Source organism: Gluconacetobacter diazotrophicus PA1 5 (genome assembly GCF_000021325.1).
GTDB lineage: Bacteria > Pseudomonadota > Alphaproteobacteria > Acetobacterales > Acetobacteraceae > Gluconacetobacter > Gluconacetobacter diazotrophicus.
This window is the reverse complement of sequence record NC_011365.1, coordinates 952645-972669: the sequence shown is the minus strand read 5'-3', so window position 1 is coordinate 972669 and position 20025 is coordinate 952645. Positions and strand designations below refer to the sequence as shown.

General features: G+C 65.6%; 17 protein-coding genes. 6 read left to right on the top strand and 11 right to left on the bottom strand.

Annotated features, from left to right (window positions below; translation table 11 throughout):
* Positions 1–32: 32 nt before the first annotated feature.
* Positions 33–1490: a carbohydrate porin gene (locus GDIA_RS04205; RefSeq protein ID WP_012553389.1), complete on the top strand. Its 1458-nt coding sequence runs from the start codon at positions 33–35 to the stop codon at positions 1488–1490.
* Positions 1491–1579: 89 nt separating this feature from the next.
* Here the strand turns inward: GDIA_RS04205 and xylB are convergent, their stop codons facing one another.
* From xylB to GDIA_RS04155, 10 genes are all read right to left on the bottom strand, one after another.
* Positions 1580–3058, bottom strand: a complete 1479-nt coding sequence (gene xylB / locus GDIA_RS04200) for a xylulokinase (protein ID WP_012553388.1) — start codon at positions 3056–3058, stop codon at positions 1580–1582.
* A gap of 9 nt (positions 3059–3067) precedes the next feature.
* Positions 3068–3841 carry an SDR family NAD(P)-dependent oxidoreductase gene (locus GDIA_RS04195; RefSeq protein WP_012553387.1) on the bottom strand — a complete coding sequence of 258 codons (774 nt, stop codon included), beginning with the start codon at positions 3839–3841 and terminating at the stop codon, positions 3068–3070.
* A 54-nt stretch (positions 3842–3895) separates the two neighbouring features.
* On the bottom strand, positions 3896–5002 hold the full coding sequence (locus GDIA_RS04190; protein WP_012226687.1) for an ABC transporter ATP-binding protein: 1107 nt from the start codon (positions 5000–5002) through the stop codon (positions 3896–3898).
* A gap of 39 nt (positions 5003–5041) precedes the next feature.
* On the bottom strand, positions 5042–5869 hold the full coding sequence (locus GDIA_RS04185) for a carbohydrate ABC transporter permease (protein WP_012226685.1): 828 nt from the start codon (positions 5867–5869) through the stop codon (positions 5042–5044).
* Between the two features lie 4 nt (positions 5870–5873).
* Complete coding sequence (locus tag GDIA_RS04180; protein WP_173363379.1) at positions 5874–6809, bottom strand: carbohydrate ABC transporter permease; 936 nt, start codon at positions 6807–6809, stop codon at positions 5874–5876.
* Positions 6810–6842: 33 nt separating this feature from the next.
* Positions 6843–8204: an ABC transporter substrate-binding protein gene (locus GDIA_RS04175; protein ID WP_012226681.1), complete on the bottom strand. Its 1362-nt coding sequence runs from the start codon at positions 8202–8204 to the stop codon at positions 6843–6845.
* Positions 8205–8313: 109 nt separating this feature from the next.
* Positions 8314–9945 carry an FGGY-family carbohydrate kinase gene (locus GDIA_RS04170; RefSeq protein WP_012553386.1) on the bottom strand — a complete coding sequence of 544 codons (1632 nt, stop codon included), beginning with the start codon at positions 9943–9945 and terminating at the stop codon, positions 8314–8316.
* Between the two features lie 106 nt (positions 9946–10051).
* Complete coding sequence (locus GDIA_RS04165) at positions 10052–10837, bottom strand: ATP-binding cassette domain-containing protein (RefSeq protein WP_012226677.1); 786 nt, start codon at positions 10835–10837, stop codon at positions 10052–10054.
* Entirely contained in the window at positions 10834–11796 is a 963-nt protein-coding gene (locus tag GDIA_RS04160) for an ABC transporter permease (protein ID WP_012553385.1), read from the bottom strand. The genes GDIA_RS04165 and GDIA_RS04160 overlap by 4 nt, the downstream gene beginning before the upstream one ends.
* Positions 11797–11823: 27 nt before the next feature.
* Positions 11824–12834: a sugar ABC transporter substrate-binding protein gene (locus GDIA_RS04155; RefSeq protein WP_012553384.1), complete on the bottom strand. Its 1011-nt coding sequence runs from the start codon at positions 12832–12834 to the stop codon at positions 11824–11826.
* Positions 12835–13393: 559 nt separating this feature from the next.
* Here GDIA_RS04155 and GDIA_RS04150 point away from each other — a divergent pair.
* The 3 genes from GDIA_RS04150 to GDIA_RS04140 are packed head-to-tail and all read left to right on the top strand — an operon-like array spanning position 13394 to position 16916.
* Positions 13394–14884: a sugar ABC transporter ATP-binding protein gene (locus GDIA_RS04150; RefSeq protein ID WP_012553383.1), complete on the top strand. Its 1491-nt coding sequence runs from the start codon at positions 13394–13396 to the stop codon at positions 14882–14884.
* 12 nt (positions 14885–14896) lie between these two features.
* Positions 14897–15916 carry an ABC transporter permease subunit gene (locus tag GDIA_RS04145; RefSeq protein ID WP_012226667.1) on the top strand — a complete coding sequence of 340 codons (1020 nt, stop codon included), beginning with the start codon at positions 14897–14899 and terminating at the stop codon, positions 15914–15916.
* A gap of 49 nt (positions 15917–15965) precedes the next feature.
* On the top strand, positions 15966–16916 hold the full coding sequence (locus GDIA_RS04140; RefSeq protein ID WP_012226665.1) for an ABC transporter substrate-binding protein: 951 nt from the start codon (positions 15966–15968) through the stop codon (positions 16914–16916).
* Between the two features lie 46 nt (positions 16917–16962).
* On the opposite strand, the gene GDIA_RS04135 is transcribed toward GDIA_RS04140, so the two are convergent.
* Complete coding sequence (locus GDIA_RS04135) at positions 16963–17763, bottom strand: SDR family NAD(P)-dependent oxidoreductase (RefSeq protein ID WP_012226663.1); 801 nt, start codon at positions 17761–17763, stop codon at positions 16963–16965.
* Between the two features lie 239 nt (positions 17764–18002).
* On the opposite strand from GDIA_RS04135, the gene GDIA_RS04130 reads away from it, so the two are divergent.
* On the top strand, positions 18003–18638 hold the full coding sequence (locus GDIA_RS04130) for a LysE family translocator (protein ID WP_012226660.1): 636 nt from the start codon (positions 18003–18005) through the stop codon (positions 18636–18638).
* Between the two features lie 199 nt (positions 18639–18837).
* Entirely contained in the window at positions 18838–19617 is a 780-nt protein-coding gene (locus GDIA_RS04125) for an acetoin reductase (RefSeq protein ID WP_012226658.1), read from the top strand.
* Positions 19618–20025: the final 408 nt, after the last annotated feature.

Below are 20025 nucleotides of genomic sequence, written 5' to 3'. Positions count from 1 at the left end.
GCAATCAGGCTCCAACAAGAAAAACAAGAACAATGAAGAAGACAATCTCTTTTTCCCGTACCGTGGCGTGTGGCGCCCTGCTGTCCGTATGCACGGGTTTTGCCGTGTGTGCCGCGACCGGGGCCATGGCGCAGACCTCTCTCAATCCCAGCGTCCGGGTCGCGACCCCGCTGAACCAGGTCAATTTCGGTGCGACGTCGGTGCCCCCGCTGCCCCAGCCCGAGGCGCTGTGGCCGGACCCGTTCGGCTGGAATACGTGGCTTCGCGATCGCGGCGTTGCGTTCCTTCTGGATAACGTCAACGAATTCGCGGGAAATGTCGGAAGCGTGACGCCCGGATACGGCCTGCGCAAGGGCAGTTCCAACGCGGGCCAGTACGCATTCGAAAATGATACGGACTGGGAGCGCCTTGCGGGACTGACGGGCTTCAGCACGCACGCGATCGTCGTCGGTCGTTACGGTATTCCGGCCAGCCGCATGTTCGGTGACAACGTGGCCCCCAGCCAGGAAATCTATGGTGCCGGCGGCAACGTGGTCGTGCACTTCGTGTATGGATACGGGGAAGAGACGTTGTGGCAGGGCCGCTTCGATGTCGCGGCCGGGCGCATTCCGTTCCTGAACGATTTCTCGTCCAACCCGCTGTACTGCAATTTCATGAACAATGCGTTCTGCGGTAACCCCAAGGCGTCTTCCGACAACACCGCCCATTCGTCCTATCCGGATTCGAACTGGGCCGTCCGGTTCCGGGTCCGTCCGACCACCGATACGTATTTCCAGACCGGCGTCTATTTCGACCAGGCCGGTATCTACGGCAATACGCAGTATCGCACCGGCTTCAAGCTCAACGGCGCCGATATCAACGGCGAATCGATGCCCATCGAATTCGGCTGGGAACCGGTCTTCGGTCACGGGACGCTGCCCGGCCATTACAAGATCGGCTACGCACGCGATACGGTGGACCATCAGGACGTCTATTATGACGGCTATGGCGATGCCTGGGCGTTGACCGGCCTGCCGCGTCGGCGGGACCATGGTGCGAACGCCGCATGGTTCCTGGCCGACCAGATGCTGTATCATTTCAAGGGCGGGGCCAAGGATGCGGGCGTGACCTTCCTGGGCGGCTTCTATTACAACGACGAAGATATCTCGATGCGCTCGCAGCAGTACCAGGCCGGTTTCCTCGCCCGGGGATTCTGGAAGGCGCGGCCGCTCGATGGTGCCGGCATCAATTTTGCCTATATCCGTGAGTCGGCGCTGGCGGCCAAGACCCAGGAACTGCAACTGCAGCAGGGAATTCTGCCCGGCAACCTGCTGAACGGGGCCTATGGCCCGCAATCCTACGGCATGAACCTGGAAGTGGACTATCAGATCCACGTCTATCGGGGCATGACGATTGCCCCGGATTTCCAGTATTACTTCAATCCGGGTGGCCAGCGCGTGCTGCGTGACACCGCCGTGCTGGGGTTCAAGACCCATATCGAACTGTTCTGAACACCAGGCCGGGGCCGGAGCCGTCCTTCCCGCATGCGGGACGGGAACGGCTCCGGCCTTCGTCGTGACGGGGCCGGACCGCCCCTGCGTTACAGGCCGGCGGCCGTGCCCTGGCCGATGGATCGAATGGCCGGATACAGCCGTTCGAATTGCGCATATTGCGCGTCATAGAGCGGGATCGCTTCGTGGTCGGGCGCAATCGCCTGCGCGATCTCGAAAGCCGGCATGGCGTCCGCCATCGTCCATCCATCCGCCACCATGCCCAGCCGGGCCGCGCCCAGGGCGCAGGCATGTTCGGCATTGCGCGGAATGACCAGGTCGCGGCCCAGGACCGTCGCCATGATGCGGGCCCATTCCGGACTGCGGGCACCGCCGCCGATCAGTGGGACAGGGCCGGAAATCGCCTGCTGGCACGCCAGAAGGTCCTGGCCCTGGCGCAGCGAGAACGCCACCCCTTCCAGCACCGCCCGGGCCAGGTCCACCGCATCGCACGATGCGTCGAGGCCGATGAAGGCGCCCCGGGCCAGGGCATCGTCGTGGGGCGTGCGTTCCCCGCGAAGATAGGGCTGGAACAGGATGCGGCTGGGGCCCGGTCCACGCGCCTCCACCCGCCGCAGCAGGGCGGGGAGATCGCTCTCGCGGCACAGCGCCGCCACCCAGGCCAGGCAGCTCGCGCCGTTCAGCATCGCGGCCATCTGGTACCAGCGGCGGGGAACGCAATGGGCGAACGTGTGCAGGCGCACCGCCTCGTCCGGCGCGTACGTGTCCTGAACGGTGACGTAGACCGCGCCCGTCCCCAGCGAGATATAGGACTGCCCCGCATCGACCCGGCCCAGCCCGACCGCCCCCACCGGCGTGTCCCCGCCGCCCGTGGCGACGGCTATGCCGGGGGGCAGGCCCAGATCCCGGGCCGTCGCCGTGCGCAGGCGTCCGGCGCAGTCGGTGCCGTCCCGCAGTTCGGGCAGGATAGCGGGGCCGAGCCCCAGATAGTCGCGGACCGGGGCGAACCAGGTGCGGTTTTGCTGGTCGAACAATTGCGACCCGGCGGCGTCCGACATATCCGTGGCCAGCGCGCCGGTCAGCCACAGGCGGACATAATCCTTGGCCCACAGCACGTGCCGCGTCGCCGCGAATGCCGCCGGATCGTTCTCCCTGATCCACAGCAGCTTCGCCGCGCTGAAGCTGGCCATGGGACGCACGCCCGTGGCCCGGCTGATGTCCGGCACGTCCTGAAGCAGGCGTTGCGCCTGCGCCTGGCCGCGCGTGTCGTTCCACAGCAGGGCGGGACGGACGGGGCGCAGCCCGGCGTCCAGCAGGGCGACCGAATGCATGTGCCCGGACAGGCCGATCGCGCGGACGGTGGCATAGGCCGGCCCCGCCTCGTCGCGCAGCCGGGCCAGCGCCAGGCGCACGCCGGCGATCCATGTATCGGGGTCCTGCTCGCTCAGGCCCGGGGCAGGCTGATCGATCCGCGACGCGACGGTGGCGGCGGCCAGGACCGATTGGCGGTCATCGACCAGGATCGCCTTGGTCGCGGTGGTTCCGATATCCAGTCCCAGATAGGTCATGGGACCGCATTACCATACCGTGAACCCGGCATCGACATTGATGATCGCCCCGGTCATCAGGCTGGCGGCGTCGGACGCCAGGAACTGGACGACCGACGCCACTTCGTCCGGCTGGCCGACGCGATGCATCGGCGTGCCTTCCAGCCAGGCATTGTACAGCCGGGGCTGTTCCATGCCGAAGCGGGTCAGCGTCGTTTCGATATAGGTCGGCGCCACCGCGTTGACGCGAATGCCGCGCGTGGCCCATTCCGCCGCCAGCGAGCGCGTATATTGATGCACCCCGGCCTTCGTGGCGTTATAGGCGGCCTGTTCCTGCGGCTTGTTGACGATCAGCCCCGACATGGACCCGATATTGACGATCGCGCCCCCGCCCTGTTCCAGCATGATACGGCCGAATGCACGGCAGCAGCGGAAGACGCCGTTCAGGTTGATGTCGACCTGCTTCAGCCATTGCGCATCCGTCATCTCCTCGGCCTTGACTTCCGAGATGCAGATGCCCGCATTGCAGACCAGGATGTCGATATGCGCCTCTTCCTTCTTCAGGCGCGCGGCGACGTCATCGACCTGTGCGGTGCTGGTGACGTCCAGCGTCGTGCCCGCCACGTCCAGCCCCAGGGCCGACAGTTCGGCGGCGGCGCTTTCCGCCAGCGGGCCGTCCAGGTCGGCGATGATGACGCGGGCGCCGAATTCCGCCAGCGCCGTGGCGCACGCCAGGCCGATATTCTGGGCGCCGCCGGTCACGATGGCGGTACGGCCGTCCAGGCGAAGTTTTTCCGTATACATAGGGTTCGAATTCCTCGGGGGAAAATGAAGGCAGTTTGACGATCGCGCTGCCGCTCAGTGCCCGACCGGCAGCGGGTGCGCGGATACCTGGTCCAGCGCCAGTCCATCGGCGTCGAACAGATGGCAATGCGCCGGATCGGGGGCGATGCTGACCGGGGTGTCCGGCATGTCCGTATTGTTTCCGCTGGTCTGCACGACCAGTTGCTTTCCGTCCGACAGGCGGACATGCAACAGGGTCGCCGCACCCAGGCGCTCGGCGATTTCCACCAGGCCGTGGGATGCCCCGGCGGCATTCAGCCCGATATGTTCGGGCCGGATTCCCAGCGTGACGGACGACCCGGCCTCCAGCATCCGGCCGGACGTCGGCACGGTGACGGTCAGGGGACCGGTGGTCACCGTCGTCTCCCGGTCGGTGGCCGATACGACGTGCGCGGGCAGGATGTTCATGGGCGGCGATCCGATGAACTGCGCCACGAACAGGTTGCGCGGGCGGTGATACAGTTCCAGGGGCGATCCGATCTGTTCCACGACGCCCTTGCGCAGCACCACGATCCGGTCGGCCATGGTCATCGCCTCGACCTGGTCATGGGTCACGTAGATGGTCGTCGCACCCAGCCGGCGGTGCAGGGTGGCCAGTTCCACGCGCATCTGCCCGCGCAGCGCGGCGTCCAGGTTCGACAGCGGTTCGTCGAACAGGAAGACCTTGGGATTGCGCACGATGGCGCGGCCGATGGCCACGCGCTGCCGCTGCCCGCCGGACAATTGCCCCGGCTTGTGGTCCAGGTAGGGTTCAAGCTGCAGGATGCGCGCGACATCGGCGATGCGGTGCCGCCGCTCGGCCTCCGGCATGCCGGCCAGGCGCAGCGAGAATTCCATGTTCCGGTAGACGTTCATGTGCGGGTACAGCGCGTATGACTGGAACACCATCGCCAGCCCGCGTTCCGCCGGTCCCATGTCGTTGACCCGGACGCCGTCGATCAGCAGGTCACCGGCGCTGATATCCTCCAGCCCCGCGATCATGCGCAGCAGCGTCGACTTGCCGCAGCCGGACGGTCCGACGAAGACGACGAATTCCCGGTCGTGAATGGTGAGTGAGACCCCCTTGATGATCTCCTCGTCCGAATAGGTCTTGCGGATGTTCCGCAGTTCCACTGTTGCCATGACACCCCCCAGATACGTTTCAGGCCCTGAATGATTCGCTTATTTGACCGCGCCGAAGGTCAGTCCGCGGACAAGCTGTTTCTGGCTTAGCCATCCGAAGACCAGGATGGGGGCGACCGCCAGCGTCGAGGCAGCGGACAGCTTGGCGAAGAACAGCCCCTCGGGCGATGAGAAGGAAGCGATGAAGGTCGGCAGCGGCGCGGCGTTGGACGATGTCAGGTTCAGGGACCAGAACGCCTCGTTCCAGCACAGGATCATCGACAGCAGCCCGGTCGAGGCGATGCCGGGCAGAGCCAGCGGCGCCAGGACCTGGGTGATTTCCTGCCAGCGCGTGGCGCCGTCCATGCGCCCCGCCTCCAGGATCGGGACCGGTACCTCGCGAAAGAAGGTGTACAGCATCCAGACCATGATCGGCAGGTTCGTCAGCGTATAGATCACGATCAGCCCGGTGCGGGTGTCCAGCAGGCCGCTGCTGCGGGCCAGCAGGTAGATCGGCACCAGCACGCCCACGGGCGGCAGCATGCGGGTGGACAGCATCCACAGCAGCGTGCCGCGCGTGCGTCGGCCGGGCAGGAAGGCCATGGCGTAGGCCGCCGGGATCGACAGCAGGATCGCGACAATGCTGGAAAAGAGCGAAATCGCGACGCTGTTCAGGGCGAAGTGCCAGTAATTCTCGCGCGCGAAGACCTCGCGATAGCTGGACAGCGTCGGGTGGAAGAACAGGTGCGGCGGCGTGGAAATGGCGTCGGGTTCGGTCTTGAAGCCGGTCAGCAGCATCCACAGGATGGGGAAGAACACCCACAGCGCGACGGCCCAGGCCAGGACGCCGATGCCGATGCGGTTCAGGCGCGCGCGGTTCCTGGTCATGATGTCAGGCCTCCAGGTTGCGGGCGACGGCGCGCAGCAGGAACGCCGCCACGATGTTGGCGATGACGATGGCGACCATGCCGCCCGCCGACGCGCCGCCGACATCGAACTGCAGCAGCGCGCGGGCATAGATCAGGAAGGCCAGGTTGGTGGACGCGACCCCGGGACCGCCCGCCGTGGTGACCGAGATTTCGGCGAAGATCGCCAGCAGGAAGATCGTCTCGATCATGATGACGACCGTGATCGCGCGCGACAGGTGCGGCAGGATGATGTAGCGGAACTGGGCGACGGGCCCGGCGCCGTCCATGCGCGCGGCTTCCTTCTGCTCGGAATCCAGCGACTGGATCGCCGTCAGCAGGATCAGGATCGCGAACGGCAGCCATTCCCACGACACGATCATGATCAGCGTCGCGAGCGGATAGCGCGACAGCCAGTCCACCGGCGTCAGCCCGACCGCCCGCATCATGGCGGAATACACGCCATAGATCGGGTGCAGCATCAGGTTCTTCCACAACAGGGCGGACACGGTGGGCATGATGAAGAACGGCGAAATGACCAGGACGCGGGCAACGCCCTGTCCCAGGAACGGCTGGTCGTACAGGACGGCCAGCAGCGTGCCCAGTCCGACGGTGATGACCAGCACGCCGCCGACCAGCAGGCCGGTATTGAGCAGCGCGGTCAGGAAGTCGGGGTCGGTCAGCAGGTAGCGGTAATTGCTGATGCCGGCGAATCCCTGCAACGTCGGATCGACCAGGTTGTAGTTGCGCAGCGAGTACCACAGCGTCATCGCCAGCGGGACCAGCGACCACACCAGCAGCAGGATCACCGCCGGGGATTGCAGCAGCATTCCTTCATGCCGCCGGGCGCGGGCCGCGCCCCCGGGCGGGACCACGCCGCCAGGGGGGACCACGGGGGGAGTCAGGTCGATCGTTCCGGTCATGCCACCCATGATCCGCTCCTTGCGCGTCGGGATCTAATGCAGCAGGCCTGCCTGCCGCATGGTGCGTGTCACCAACGCCTGGGCCGAGGCCTGGGTTTGCTCGACCGTCGTCTGGCCCGACAGGGCGGCGGCGACGCTCTGGCCGACCTGGGTGCCGATGGCCTGGAACTGCGGGATGGCGACGAACTGCGCGCCGCCATAGGGGCGCGGCTGCTTCGTCGGCCCGTTCGGATCGGCATGGTCGATGGCGTTATGGACGAACGCCGCGAACGGCGCTGCCTTCTGGTATTCCGGGGTGTTGTAGGTCGACAGGCGCGTGCCGGCGGGCACTGCGACCCAACCGCGGTTCTTCGCCACCAGTTGCACATAGGCCTTCGACGTCGCCCAGGTGATGAAGGTCTGGGCGTCGGCCACATGGGTGGACGATGCGGGAATGGCCAGGTTCCAGCTCCACAGCCAGGTCGGTCCCTTGCCGTATGGCCCCAGCGGCACGGAAGCGAAGCCTACCGTATTGGCCACGTGTGATTGCGCCGGATCGAACAGCAGGCCGCCGGCCACCGTGGAATCGATCCAGATGCCGCAATGGCCGCTGGCGAACAGCGCCAGGTTTTCATTGAATCCGTTCGATGTCGCCCCGGGCGGGCCATCGGCCTTCAGGGCCGACACGTACCAGGTCAGCGCCGCCTTCCATTCCGGACTGTTCAGCATGGGGTGCCAGGTCATGTCGAACCACTGGCCGCCGAACGTGTTCACCAGCGACGTGACATAGGCCATGTTCTCGCCCCAGCCCGGCTTGCCGCGCAGGCACAGGCCATAGGTCTGGCTGTCCTTGTCCGTGATCTTGTCGGCGAAGGTGCGGATCTGGTCATAGGTCGGGGCGTCGGGCATCGTCAGCCCGGCCTTGGCGAACAGGTCCTTGCGGTAATAGGTCATGACGCTTTCGGCATAGAACGGCAGGGCATACAGCTTGTCGTTCACCGTCAGGCCGGCACGTACCGCCGGCAGGATGTCGTCCGCATCATAGGCGGCATCGGGGTGCAGTTCTGCCAGCCATCCCTGCTTGGCCCAGATCGGCACCTCGTAATTGCCGATCGTCAGGATGTCGAACTGGCCGGAATGGGTCGCGATGTCGGTCGTCGCCCGCTGGCGCAGGACGTTTTCCTCCAGCGTCACCCAGTTCAGGTGGATGTCGGGATGCGCCGTCTCGAATTCGCCCGATAACTGTTTCATGACGACCATGTCGGCATTGTTGACCGTGGCGATCGTCAGCGTGCCGGCCGCATGGGCCGGCGACGCCGCGCCCATGCCGAGGCAGGATGCGGTGCCCAGGACCAGCATGCCGAGAATCTGCATCGAGGCACCGGACCAGCGCCGCGAAGTCGTGGAATGCGCCATATTGCAACCCTTTGTTCTTATTCCGCCCTTGTTTCGGGATGCCGCTTATGTCGCGGCGTTCAGGCAGGCGGTTTGAATTCAAGTGACTTTCGGACAGGGAAGGGGTCGATCAGGCCCCGCGTGTCATGATCCCCCGGTACCGCTTCTGGTCGTCATACATCGCACGGCAGACCTGCAGCTTGGCGTCATGGAACCCGCGCGTTTCCGGATCGGGCCGGATTTCGGCGCCGGTGCGGCTCATGGCCGCCATTCCGTCATGGATCGACGCATGCACGCCGCCCGCCACGGCGCCCAGGATGGCGCTGCCCAGCAGGACGGCGTCCGGTTCCTCCGGCAGCAGGATGCGGCAGCCGGTCGCATTGGCATGTTCGCGGACGAAAACCGGGTTCTTCGTCCCGCCGCCGGTCGCCAGGATCGTGTCGATGGCATAGCCCTGCCGGTTCAACGTGTCTATGATGTCGCGGGTCCCATAGGCCAGGCCCTGGATCGTCGCCAGATACAAACACGCCAGGTCGTCGTCGGTTGCCGACAGGCCCAGCCCGCCGATCATGCCGTGCGATGCCGGGTCCGCGTGCGGCGAGCGGTTGCCGTTGAAGTCGGGCATGACATGCAGGTCGCGCGTGATGCTGCCGGCGGGCATCCCGGATTCCAGCCCGGCCAGGATGTCGTTCAGCACCTGGTAGATCGTCCGCTCCTCCTGCTGCGCCTGCCGGCGCAGCGCGGGGGTGGCCGGATGACTGGCGATGATGAAGTCGATCAGGCTGCCGGTGGCGGATTGCCCGGCCTCGTTCAGCCACATGCCCGGCAGCATCGCGTCGAAATACGGTCCCCAGATGCCCGGCACGAAGCGCGGCGTGGGCGAGACGACCATGTGGCAGCTCGACGTGCCGCCGATCAGCGCCACGCGCCGGTCGAACGACGGATCGCCGCCCCCGGCCGCGCCGATCACCCCGATGCCGCCGGCATGGGCATCGATGGCCGACACCGCGACGGGTGTGCCGACGGGCAGGCCCAGCTCCTCCGCCGCCCGCGCGTCCAGTCCCGCGCCGACGCGGCCGCCCAGCGGGCGGATATCGGTGCCGATCCGGCGATAGCCCTCATCGACCAGCCGGCCCAGGCCGATGGCGCGGAAGTAACTGTCGTCCCACCGGTCCTCATGCGCCAGGTAGGTCCATTTGCACACCGTCGAACAGCGCGACCGGGATTCTGCGCCCGTGGCCCGCCAGGTCAGGAAATCCGGCAGGTCGAAGAAAAGGCCGGCCTGGTCGAAGACGTCCGGCAGCCGTTCCTTCAGCCACAGCAGCTTCGGCGTTTCCATTTCGGGCGAGATCGTCCCGCCGACATAGCGCAGGACGTCATAGGCCCCGTCATTGATCCGGGCGGCCTGATCCACGGCACGATGATCCATCCACAGGATCACGTCCTGCCCGGGCGCGCCGTCGCGATCGACCGAAAGCGGCGCGCCGTTCCTGTCCAGCACCACCAGCGAACAGGTGGCATCGAACCCCACCCCGCGAACATCCAGCAGGCCGCCGGCCCGCTCCGTCGCGAGCGCCATCGCATCGGACACGCTGGCGCAGACGGCATGCCAGATATCGGTGGAGGATTGCTGGGCGACATGCGGGCGCGGGTGCCACGTGCGGGTCGCCCGGCTGGCCGCGCCAAGCTTGCGGCCGTCGGTGGTGAACACCCCCGCCCGGGCGCTGCCCGTTCCCACATCAATTCCTAAAACGACGTCCATTGTCGGAGCGCTTCTTGTTATTTCGGCCAAGCCTATCCGTAGTCAGGGCCGCTCGCAACGGGGCCGGCCGTCACGGTAGAGTGATTTTCGGGGGCGTCGCTTCGGATCATGCGCTTTGCCTATGGACCTGGAAATTCTGGTATTCCCGCCGCACGATCGTCATCAGTTCCGGCACCGAGGTCGCGCGTGCGTCGTTTTCATACGTCACCTGGCCGTGCTGCATCAGCATGATGCGGTCCGCGATATCCAGCGTCTGGGCGTAATTATGCATGATCATGATGATCGACATGTCGCCTTCCGCCTTCAGCCGCAGGATCAGGTCGATGATCAGGGCCGCCTCGCGCGCGCCCATCGCCGCCAGGGGTTCGTCCAGCAGCAGGATGCGCGCCTTGCCCTGCACCGCGCGGGCGATCGCGATCGCCTGGCGCTGCCCGCCGGACAGCGAGCCGACCTCGGCCTCGACCGAGGGAACGGAGACGCCGATTTCCTCCAGGCACCGGACGGCCTCGCGCCGCATGGCGCGATTATTGAGAATATGCAGTCCGGGATAGAGTATTTCGCGATTCAGGAAGATGTTGTGGTAGATCGACAGCGAATTCGCCAGCGCCAGGTCCTGATAGACGCATTCGATACCCAGCGCGCGCGCATGATCGACCGAACGCAGCGTGGTCTCGACCCCGTCGACGAACAGTTTGCCCGATGTCTGGGGCTGGTAGCCGGTCAGGATCTTCATCAGCGTCGATTTGCCGGCGCCGTTGTCGCCCAGGATGCCCAGGATCTCGCCGCATCGCAGGCGCAGCGACACCCCGTTCAGCGCCGTGACGGGGCCGAACCTCTTGACGATGTTTTCGGCGCGCAGCATCTCGGCGCCGGCGGTCGGTGTGTCGGTCATGATACCGCGATCCCGCGCCGATACCGGCCTATGAGGATATTGCAGAGCATGGCCACCAGGATGGCCCCGCCCAGGATCAGGTCGAAGGTAAAGGCGTTGATCCCGATCAGGGTGAACCCGTCATTGAGGATGCCCAGCACCATGGCCCCGATCATCGCCCCCGCGATGGTGCCCGACCCGCCGGCCAGCGGCGTGCCCCCGATGACCGCCGCCGCCACGGCCAGGAACATGATATGCGTGCCCCCGGCCGTGGGATCGATCGACGAAATCCGGAAGGCTTCCAGAATCCCGGTCAGGCCGGCCAGCGCGCCGCACAGGACGAAGTTGACGATCTTCAGCGACCGGATGCGAATGCCGGCCTCGCTGGCCCCGATGGGGTTCGCCCCGGCCGCCACCGTATGCAGCCCCCAGCGCGTGTTGCGCAGCATGAAATGCATGACCAGCACGACCAGCACCGCCCAGAGGAATTCCGCATAGCCACCCCGTCCCATCAGGAAGGAGAGCGTGCGGCTGGCCTCGTTATCGACCGGCGTGCCGTTGGAAATCGTCAGCGTCAGCCCGTTCAGCAGGAACAGCGTGCCCAGCGTGGTGACGAAGGAGGGCACGCCCAGCATCACGGTCACGAAGCCGTTGACCGCGCCGATCGTGGCCGCGCCCAGCAGCGCGCCCCCGATGGCCAGCGGATAGGGCAGGCCGGCCCGGGCCAGGAAATACATCACGAAGGGGGCCAGGGCGTAGACCATGCCGGCCGAAAGATCGATCTCGCCCCCGATCATCAGCATCACCTCGCCGCAGGCAATGATGGCGACCGGGGCGATGAACTGCGACAGGTTCTGCAGGCTGGCGTTGGAAAACAGGAAGTTGGCGTTGGCGATCTGGAAATAGACCGCCAGGACGACAGCCACGACAATGACGCTCAGTTCACGCCATCTCAGCATGCCGGTGATGGTTCTCGTCATGAGACCGCATCCTTGCTGTATTCTATCCTAGGACTGGATCGGGCCGGAGCGCGGGATGAACTGCGCCTCGCTCGAACTGCCCTCGTAGCGGCTCTTGGTCGCCAGGTATGGCGCCACATCCCCTTTGGTCACGAATTTCAGGCCGGTATTGATTTCCGCCGGTCCCACCAGGCCCCCGGACATCAGGTAGGTGTACATTTCCATGACCGTGTAGTAGCCCTGCAGATAGGGTTGCTGGTCGATGGTGAAATCCAGGTGCCCGTCATTGATCAGGCGCAGCGTGCGCGGCAGCAGGTCGAAGCCGCCGCCCCGCACGCCCTTGGCGGCCAGGCCGTACTGCGCCATCGTGTCGGCGACGGACTGCGTGGTGCCGCCATCGACGGCGAACATTCCCTTCACGTCCGAATGGCCCAGGTAATAGGCCTTCACCTTGGACAGTTCCTCGTTCACCGTGGCGCCCGTCGCGACGATGTCGATCTGGTACGACCGGCCGCTCTTGCGCAGCATGTCCTGCGCGCCGTCGATACGCGGCTGGATGTTCAACTGCCCGGGTGTCGCGATCATCAGCGCCACGCGCCCGCCGGGCACCAGGTCGAGAATCCGCTGGCCCATCATTTGCCCGGCCTTGAACAGATCCTGCCCGATATAGGCCAGGCGCTTGTTGCCCGACCCCGCCGGCGCGTCCGCGTTATAGGCGAAGACCGGGATTCCGGCGGCCAGCGCGCGTTCGACCGGATCGTTGAAGGCATGCGGATCGACCAGGCAGACGGCGATCGCGCTGGCCTTGGCGGCGATGGCGGCATTGATCGCGGTGATCATCTCGGCCGCGATGCTGTTTTCCGACCCCGTCCACTGGGTATCCGCCCCGACCAGGGCCGCCGCGTCGCGCAGTCCATACTGTGTCGCCGTGAAAAACGGATTGGTCGTGACATGGTTGACGAAAACCAGACGGAATCGGGGATGGCTGACGGTTTTAGCGGCGGCGCGCCGGATGCCGCCCAGCGCCGCCATCGAGGCGCCAAGGGCGGCGGTCTGCATGATTCCGCGCCGGCCGACGCCGGATTACGCCGCCGTGAAAGGCCTGTTCCACATCGTGTCCTCCAGGGTCGCCTTTTGCCGGCGATCTTGCTTTTCGGTATCCGGGGTCGACGAATCGTCCGGAAAGGATGCCCGGCCGGCTTCCCGCCTGATGCCGGACGATCGCCCTCCGCTAACGCCGGCCGGGGCGAAGAAACCAGGCGTTTCGATGGCGCCGGCCAATCAATAAAATGCGAGAGGCGCCGGGGACCGCAACTTGCCATCCGACGAACAGTTTCCGGTCCCGGACTCCCGACTCTCGGGCCTGCTCTTTGCGCCGCTTTTCCATCCGTCGAAATCACCTCGGTCGCGGCCGTCGGGCATACACGCGAAAATGAAACGCGGCCGATGACCGGTCATGTTCTAATAGCGTTCAGGTATGGCGAATACCTCAAAAAAGAAGAGCCGCCCCCCGGCTCAAAAAAATGGTGTGATAATGAACCCAGAAACGTCTCAGCCCAACGCGGCTGACCGCGCCGCGCCCGCGGAAGGTCATCATTCTGCCAGGCCTGTCCTGGAAATGTTCGGAATTTCCAAAAGTTTTCCAGGCGTCAAGGCGCTGCAGGGCGTGCAGCTCTCGGCCTATGCCGGTGAGGTCCTGGCCCTGATGGGCGAAAACGGCGCGGGGAAGTCCACGCTGATGAAGATCCTGTCCGGCGCCTATGTCGCCGATGCGGGGGGCGAGATCCGGATCGACGGGCAGCCGGTCAGGATCGGCACGCCGGCGGCGGCGCGCGCGGCCGGCATCGCCATCATCTATCAGGAACTGGCGCTGGCGCCGAACCTGACGGTGGCGGAAAACATCCATCTGGGTTCGGAACTCGGCCGGGCGGGCCTGATCGACCGCGCCGCGATGAACGAGGCCTGCCGGCCGCTGCTGGAACGGCTGGGCACCCCCTTCCGGCCCGAAACCCTGGTCGCCACCCTGTCGGTCGCCGAACAGCAGCTTGTCGAGATCGCGCGTGCGCTGCATCGCCACGCCCGCATCCTGGTGCTGGACGAACCCACGACCGCGCTGTCGGCCCGCGAGACCGACCGGCTGTTCGCGCTGATCCGCCAGTTGCGCGCCGAGGGCATCGCGCTGATCTATATCAGCCACCGCATGGCGGAAATCGACGAACTGGCCGATCGCGTGGCGGTGCTGCGGGACGGTACCTATGTCGGTACGCTGGAGCGGCAGGAGATCAGCTCGGCGTCCATCGTGCGGATGATGGTCGGCCGCGACCTGTCCGGCTTCTACGTCAAGCAGCGTGGGGTCCGGCATGAACCGGGTGCGCCGGTGCTGGAAGTCGACGGCCTGACGGACGGCAGCCGCGTGCACCCCAGCAGCTTCACCCTCCATCACGGCGAGGTGCTGGGCATCGCGGGGCTGGTGGGGGCCGGGCGCACCGAACTCGCGCGGCTGATCTTCGGTGCCGACCCGCATCTCAGCGGGCGGATCAGGCTGGATGGGCGGACGATCGAAATCCGCTCGCCGCGCGAGGCGCTGGATGCGGGCATCGCCTACCTGACCGAGGACCGCAAGGCGCTGGGCCTGTTCCTGGACATGTCCTGCGGCGGCAACCTCAATATCGGCGTCATCGGGCGCGACGCCCATGGCGGCGTGCTGGATGGAAAACGCGGGCGGTCGCGGGCGGCGAACGCGTTTTCGATGCTCAAGGTTCGCGCCGCCAGCACGCTGGTGTCGGTCGGCGGCCTGTCGGGGGGCAACCAGCAGAAGGTCCTGCTGGGCCGGCTGCTGGAAACGGGCCCCAAGGTGCTGATCCTGGACGAGCCGACGCGCGGCGTCGATATCGGCGCGAAATCGGAAATCTACCGCATCATCGGCGAACTCGCGGCCAAGGGGCTGGGCATCATCGTGATTTCCAGCGAGATGCCCGAAATCGTGGGCATCTGCGACCGCGTGCTGGTGATGCGCGAAGGCGTCATCACGGGCGAGGTCGGCGGCCCCGAAAGCCCCGACATCAGCCAGGAAGCCATCATGGCCTATGCCGCCGGCATAGCGGCCTGAGGAACCCCAGACATGCCCAACACACTCGTCCCCCCTGTCGGCCCCGCCGACATCTCGGCCGTCCGCGCGTCCGAACGGCTTCGCAGCGCCATGCAGGCGGCCGGCATGCTGCCGGTCCTGGTCCTGCTGGCCATCTGTTTCCACGTCTTTGGCGGCCACCGCTTCCTCAGCGGCCAGAACCTGTCGATCGTCGCCCAGCAGGCCGCGATCAATATCGTGCTGTCGGCCGGGATGACCTTCGTCATCCTGACGGGCGGCATCGACCTGTCCGTGGGCTCGACCCTGGCATTCTCGGCCATGGGCGGGCTGATGGTCTCGCTGGTGCCGGGCCTGGGCTGGCTGGCGATCCCGACCTGCCTTGCCGCCGGGTTGCTGGTCGGCCTGTTCAACGGGTCGCTGATCGCGGGGCTGAAGATTCCGCCCTTCATCGTCACCCTCGGCACCCTGACCGCCGTGCGCGGGCTGGCGCGGCTGATGGGGGCGGACCGCACCATCTTCAACCCGTCTCTGTCCTATGCCTGGATCGGCAATGACGGCATTCCCGTCACCTCCACGCTGGTCATTCCCTGGCTTGCCGTCATCGCACTGGTCGTCGTCGTCACCTGCTGGTTCGTGCTGCGGCGCACCGTGCTGGGCGTGCATATCTATGCGGTGGGCGGCAACCCCGCCGCCGCGCGCCTGGCGGGTATCAACGTGCCGGCCGTGCTGATGTTCGTCTATGCGCTGTCCGGCCTGCTGGCGGGGCTGGGCGGCGTCATGTCCTCGGCCCGCCTCTATGCCGCCAACGGGCTGCAACTGGGCCAGTCCTACGAACTGGACGCCATCGCGGCGGTAATCCTGGGCGGGACGTCCTTCGTCGGCGGCATCGGCTCGGTCTGGGGCACGCTGGTCGGCGGCCTGATGATCGCGGTGCTGTCCAACGGACTGATCCTGATCGGGGTGTCCGACATCTGGCAGTTCATCATCAAGGGCCTGGTCATCATCGTCGCCGTGGCGCTCGACCGCTTCCGCCAGCCCGCCGCGCGCACCTGATCGCGGCGTCCTCCCACTTTTCCTTCCCCCCCTCATCGGACCTGTCAACATGACGTTCAAATCCGTCCTTCTCGCCGGCCTGGCTGTACTCTCGCTGGCCGCGCCCTCTCTGGCTGTGACTGCGGCCCAGGCCAAGCCGATCACCGGCATCGGCGTTTCGCTGGGCACATTGGGCAACCCCTATTTCGTGGCGCTGGTCAAGGGCGTCACCGCCGAGGCGGCGAAGGTCGCGCCGAACGCGCGCATCACATCGGTTTCGGCCGACTACGATTTGAACAAGCAGTTCTCGCAGATCGATAATTTCATCGCATCGGGGGACAATCTCCTGCTGATCAACGCGGTCGATCCGCAGGCCATCCTGCCGGCCATCAAGCGCGCGCAGAAAGCGGGCGCCGTGGTGGTGGTGGTGGACGTGGGCGCGGCCGGCGCCGACGCGGTCGTCCAGACCGACAACGTGGCGGCGGGGCGCCTGTCCTGCGAATACCTGGCGCAGAAGATCGGCGGCAAGGGCAACGTCGCGATCCAGAACGGCCCGCAGGTGTCCTCGGTCCTCGACCGCGTCAAAGGCTGCAAGGAAGCACTGGCCAAGAGCCCCGGCATTACGATCGTGACCGACGACCAGAACGGCCAGGGCTCGCGCGATGCCGGATTCGCCGTCATGCAGGGCTATGTCGTGCGCTTTCCCGACCTGGCCGGCGTGTTCACCATCAACGACCCGCAGGCCATCGGCAGCGACCTCGCGGCCCGGCAGGCGCATCGGTCGGGCATCGTCATCACCTCGGTGGACGGCGCGCCGGATATCGTGACGGCGCTGAAGGACAAGACGTCGTCGGTCCTTGCATCGTCCAGCCAGGACCCGTACCAGATGGGCATCGATGCCGTCATTGCTGGGCAGGACCTGCTGGACGACAAGCTGAAACGCGGCACGGTCCAGTTGATCATGCCCAAGCTGATCACCCGCGATAACGTGGACAGCTATCAGGGCTGGACCAACCACTGATCCGATTGCTGGATTTCCGGGGGATGCGTTCCCCCGGAAATTGACGTCAGGTCGCCCAGTTTTCCTGAAAATCGCCATACAGCGTCAGGCCGCCATCGACGAAGAGGGTCTGCCCGGTGATGTAGGACGCCTGGCCGGACGCCAGGAACAGGATCGCATCCGCGATCTCGCCGGCCTGGCCTGGCCGGCGCATCGGGATATGGCGTGATACCGCATCATATTTGCCCGGATCGTTGATCCAGCTTCGGTTCATCGGTGTCTCGATCGCGCCGGGGGCCACCGCGTTCACGCGAATGCCCCGGCTGGCATATTCCAGGGCCCAGGTCCGCACCATGTTGCCGATGGCGCCCTTGCTGGCGGAATAGCCAAGGTAGCCGGGCTTGGGAATGATCTCGTGGACCGAACTGGTCACCACGATGGTCCCGCGTGTGCCGCTGCGCACCCAATGCCCCAGGGCCGCCCGGGCACACAGCATGACGCCGGTGACGTTGACCGCCATGACGGTCGCGAAATCGTCCAGGGTGACGGACTCCGACGGGCTCGGGATCTGGATGCCGGCATTGCAGACCATGACGTCCAGGCCGCCCATCTCCGCAATCGCGGTCTCGATCATCCGCGTCGCCGTGTCCTCGTGCGAGACGTCCCCCGGCCGTTCCAGATGCGGACCCGCCGCCACGGTGGGCAGGCCGGCCAGGGTTCGTCCCAACGGCTCGGCATGCAGGTCGTTCAGGGCCACCCGGGCGCCCTGGGTAGCGAATTTCATTGCCGTCGCGGCGCCGATGCCCTGGCCGGCCCCAGTGACGAACACGCGGCAGCCGGTGAAACCTTGCTGATCGGGGGGTGGCATGGCGTTTCCTTTTTCGGGATTTTCGACAGTCTATTTCAATATAACCCGATCCGGTCGGGATGAACGCACAAGTGATGCCAATCGGGGCGATGTGCGGGCCCGCCACGGGGCAGGGGAGGCGGATGTGGCAGGGCGGCAATGGAAACCTGCCGTGCGAATTATGCTGTATCCGGAATGATCGGGCGGCGCCTACACTGCCGGTCAGTCGCACAGGACCGGACGGAAAGGAAAACGACGGAATGCTGCCACCGACGACAAGCCTGCTTGCCTTTGCCCTCGTGGCGTTCGGGATGGCGCTGACGCCGGGTCCCAACATGATCTATCTGATTTCCCGATCGCTCTGCCAGGGACCGCGCGCCGGCCTGGTCTCGCTTGGCGGGGTGGCCGCCGGGTTCGTGTTTTACATGCTGTGCGCGGCGTTCGGGGTTACGGCGCTCGTCATGGCGGTGCCGTATGCGTACGATGGCCTGCGGATGGGCGGGGCGGCCTACCTGGTCTATCTGGCCTGGCAGGCCATCCGTCCGGGCGGCCGTTCGCCCTTTCAGGTGCGGAACCTGCCGCCCGATTCCCCCCGGCGTCTGCTGGCGATGGGCTTCGTGACGAACCTGCTCAACCCGAAGATCGCCGTGATGTACCTGTCGCTGCTTCCCCAGTTCGTCAATCCGGCGCAGGGGCACGTGCTGTCGCAGTCCCTCACGCTCGGCACGACGCAGATCGTCATCAGCGTCATGGTCAACACGGTCATCGCCCTGATGGCCGGTTCGATCGCGCTGTTCATGACGACCCGGCCGCGCTGGGCCCTGGTCCAGCGCTGGGTCATGGCCAGCGTGCTGGGCGGCCTGGCGGTCAGGATGGCGACCGAGGCGCGGCGCTGACAGGATGGTTCAGGACGGCCCTGTCGCAAAAGCGCGACAGGTGCCACGCCGGCGGGTCACGACCGGGTGATCGCGATGACGAGGGCTCTGGCGCACGGGATCGGGGCGTGGCGATCTCCAACATGGCCGGGTGTGCGGCAAGTAAGAACGTATAATAACCCGCGCCGGGACCAATATGCCTGATTCGGGAGAGGACATCATGTCCATTGAAGGAAAAGTCGCACTTGTCACGGGCGCGGCACAGGGGATCGGACGCGGCATCGCGCTGCGTCTGGCGAAGGACGGCGCCGACATCGCGCTGGTGGACATCAAGCGCGAGGCGCTGGCGGCCGTGGCCGCCGAGATCGAGGCGCTGGGCCGCAAGGTGACGACCTTCGTCGCCGATGTCGGGGACCGCGCACAGGTCCGCGCCGCCATCGACCACACCGAAAAGGCGCTGGGCGGCTTCGACATCATGATCAACAATGCCGGCATCGCGCAGGTCAAGCCGATCGCCTCGGTGGCGCCGGAGGATGTCGAGCGCATTTTCCGCATCAATGTCCAGGGCGTGCTCTGGGGTATCCAGGCCGCCGCCGACAGCTTCATGGCGCGCGAACAGAAGGGCAAGATCATCAATGCCTGCTCGATCGCGGGTCATGACGGCTTTGCGTTCCTCGGCGTCTATTCCGCCACGAAATTCGCGGTGCGGGCGCTGACCCAGGCCGCGGCGAAGGAATATGCCAGCAAGGGCATCACCGTGAACGCCTATTGCCCCGGTGTCGTGGGGACGGACATGTGGGTCGAGATCGACCATCTCTTCGCCCAGATCACCGGAGCGCCGGAAGGCGCGACATTCCGCAAATATGTCGAAGGCATCGCCCTGGGCCGCGCGGAAACCCCGGAAGATGTCGCTTCCCTGGTGTCCTACCTCTCCAGCCCGGATTCGGACTACATGACGGGCCAGTCCATCCTGATCGACGGCGGGTTGGTGTATCGCTGATCGTCCCGGATCCCGCACCGGACACTTGTGACGGGACGCCCGATCCGCGTCGGGATCGCGTCCCGTCCGCATGGGCTGTCCTCACGCAGACCGTAACGGGTCAGGATAGTCGTCCGTCCTGAAAATCGGGAGAGGAGGACCACCGAAATTCCAGAATATAAAATTAAACTATATTTTATTCCTGCCATCACAAGGTCATTACGACTATAAAAGGTCATTGACCTTTCCAGGGTGATATGACTGAATCGCAGATTGCTAATAATGGTAAACGTGAGCGAACGCTCGCAATAATTCTGCGTGATTTTGATGGCATCGAAAATAGAAACCTTCCCATCCTTCGTAAAGCGAATAAACCACCCTAAGTTCGCAACAAAGACTGACAGAAAAATATCTTTCCATTTCCTCGGA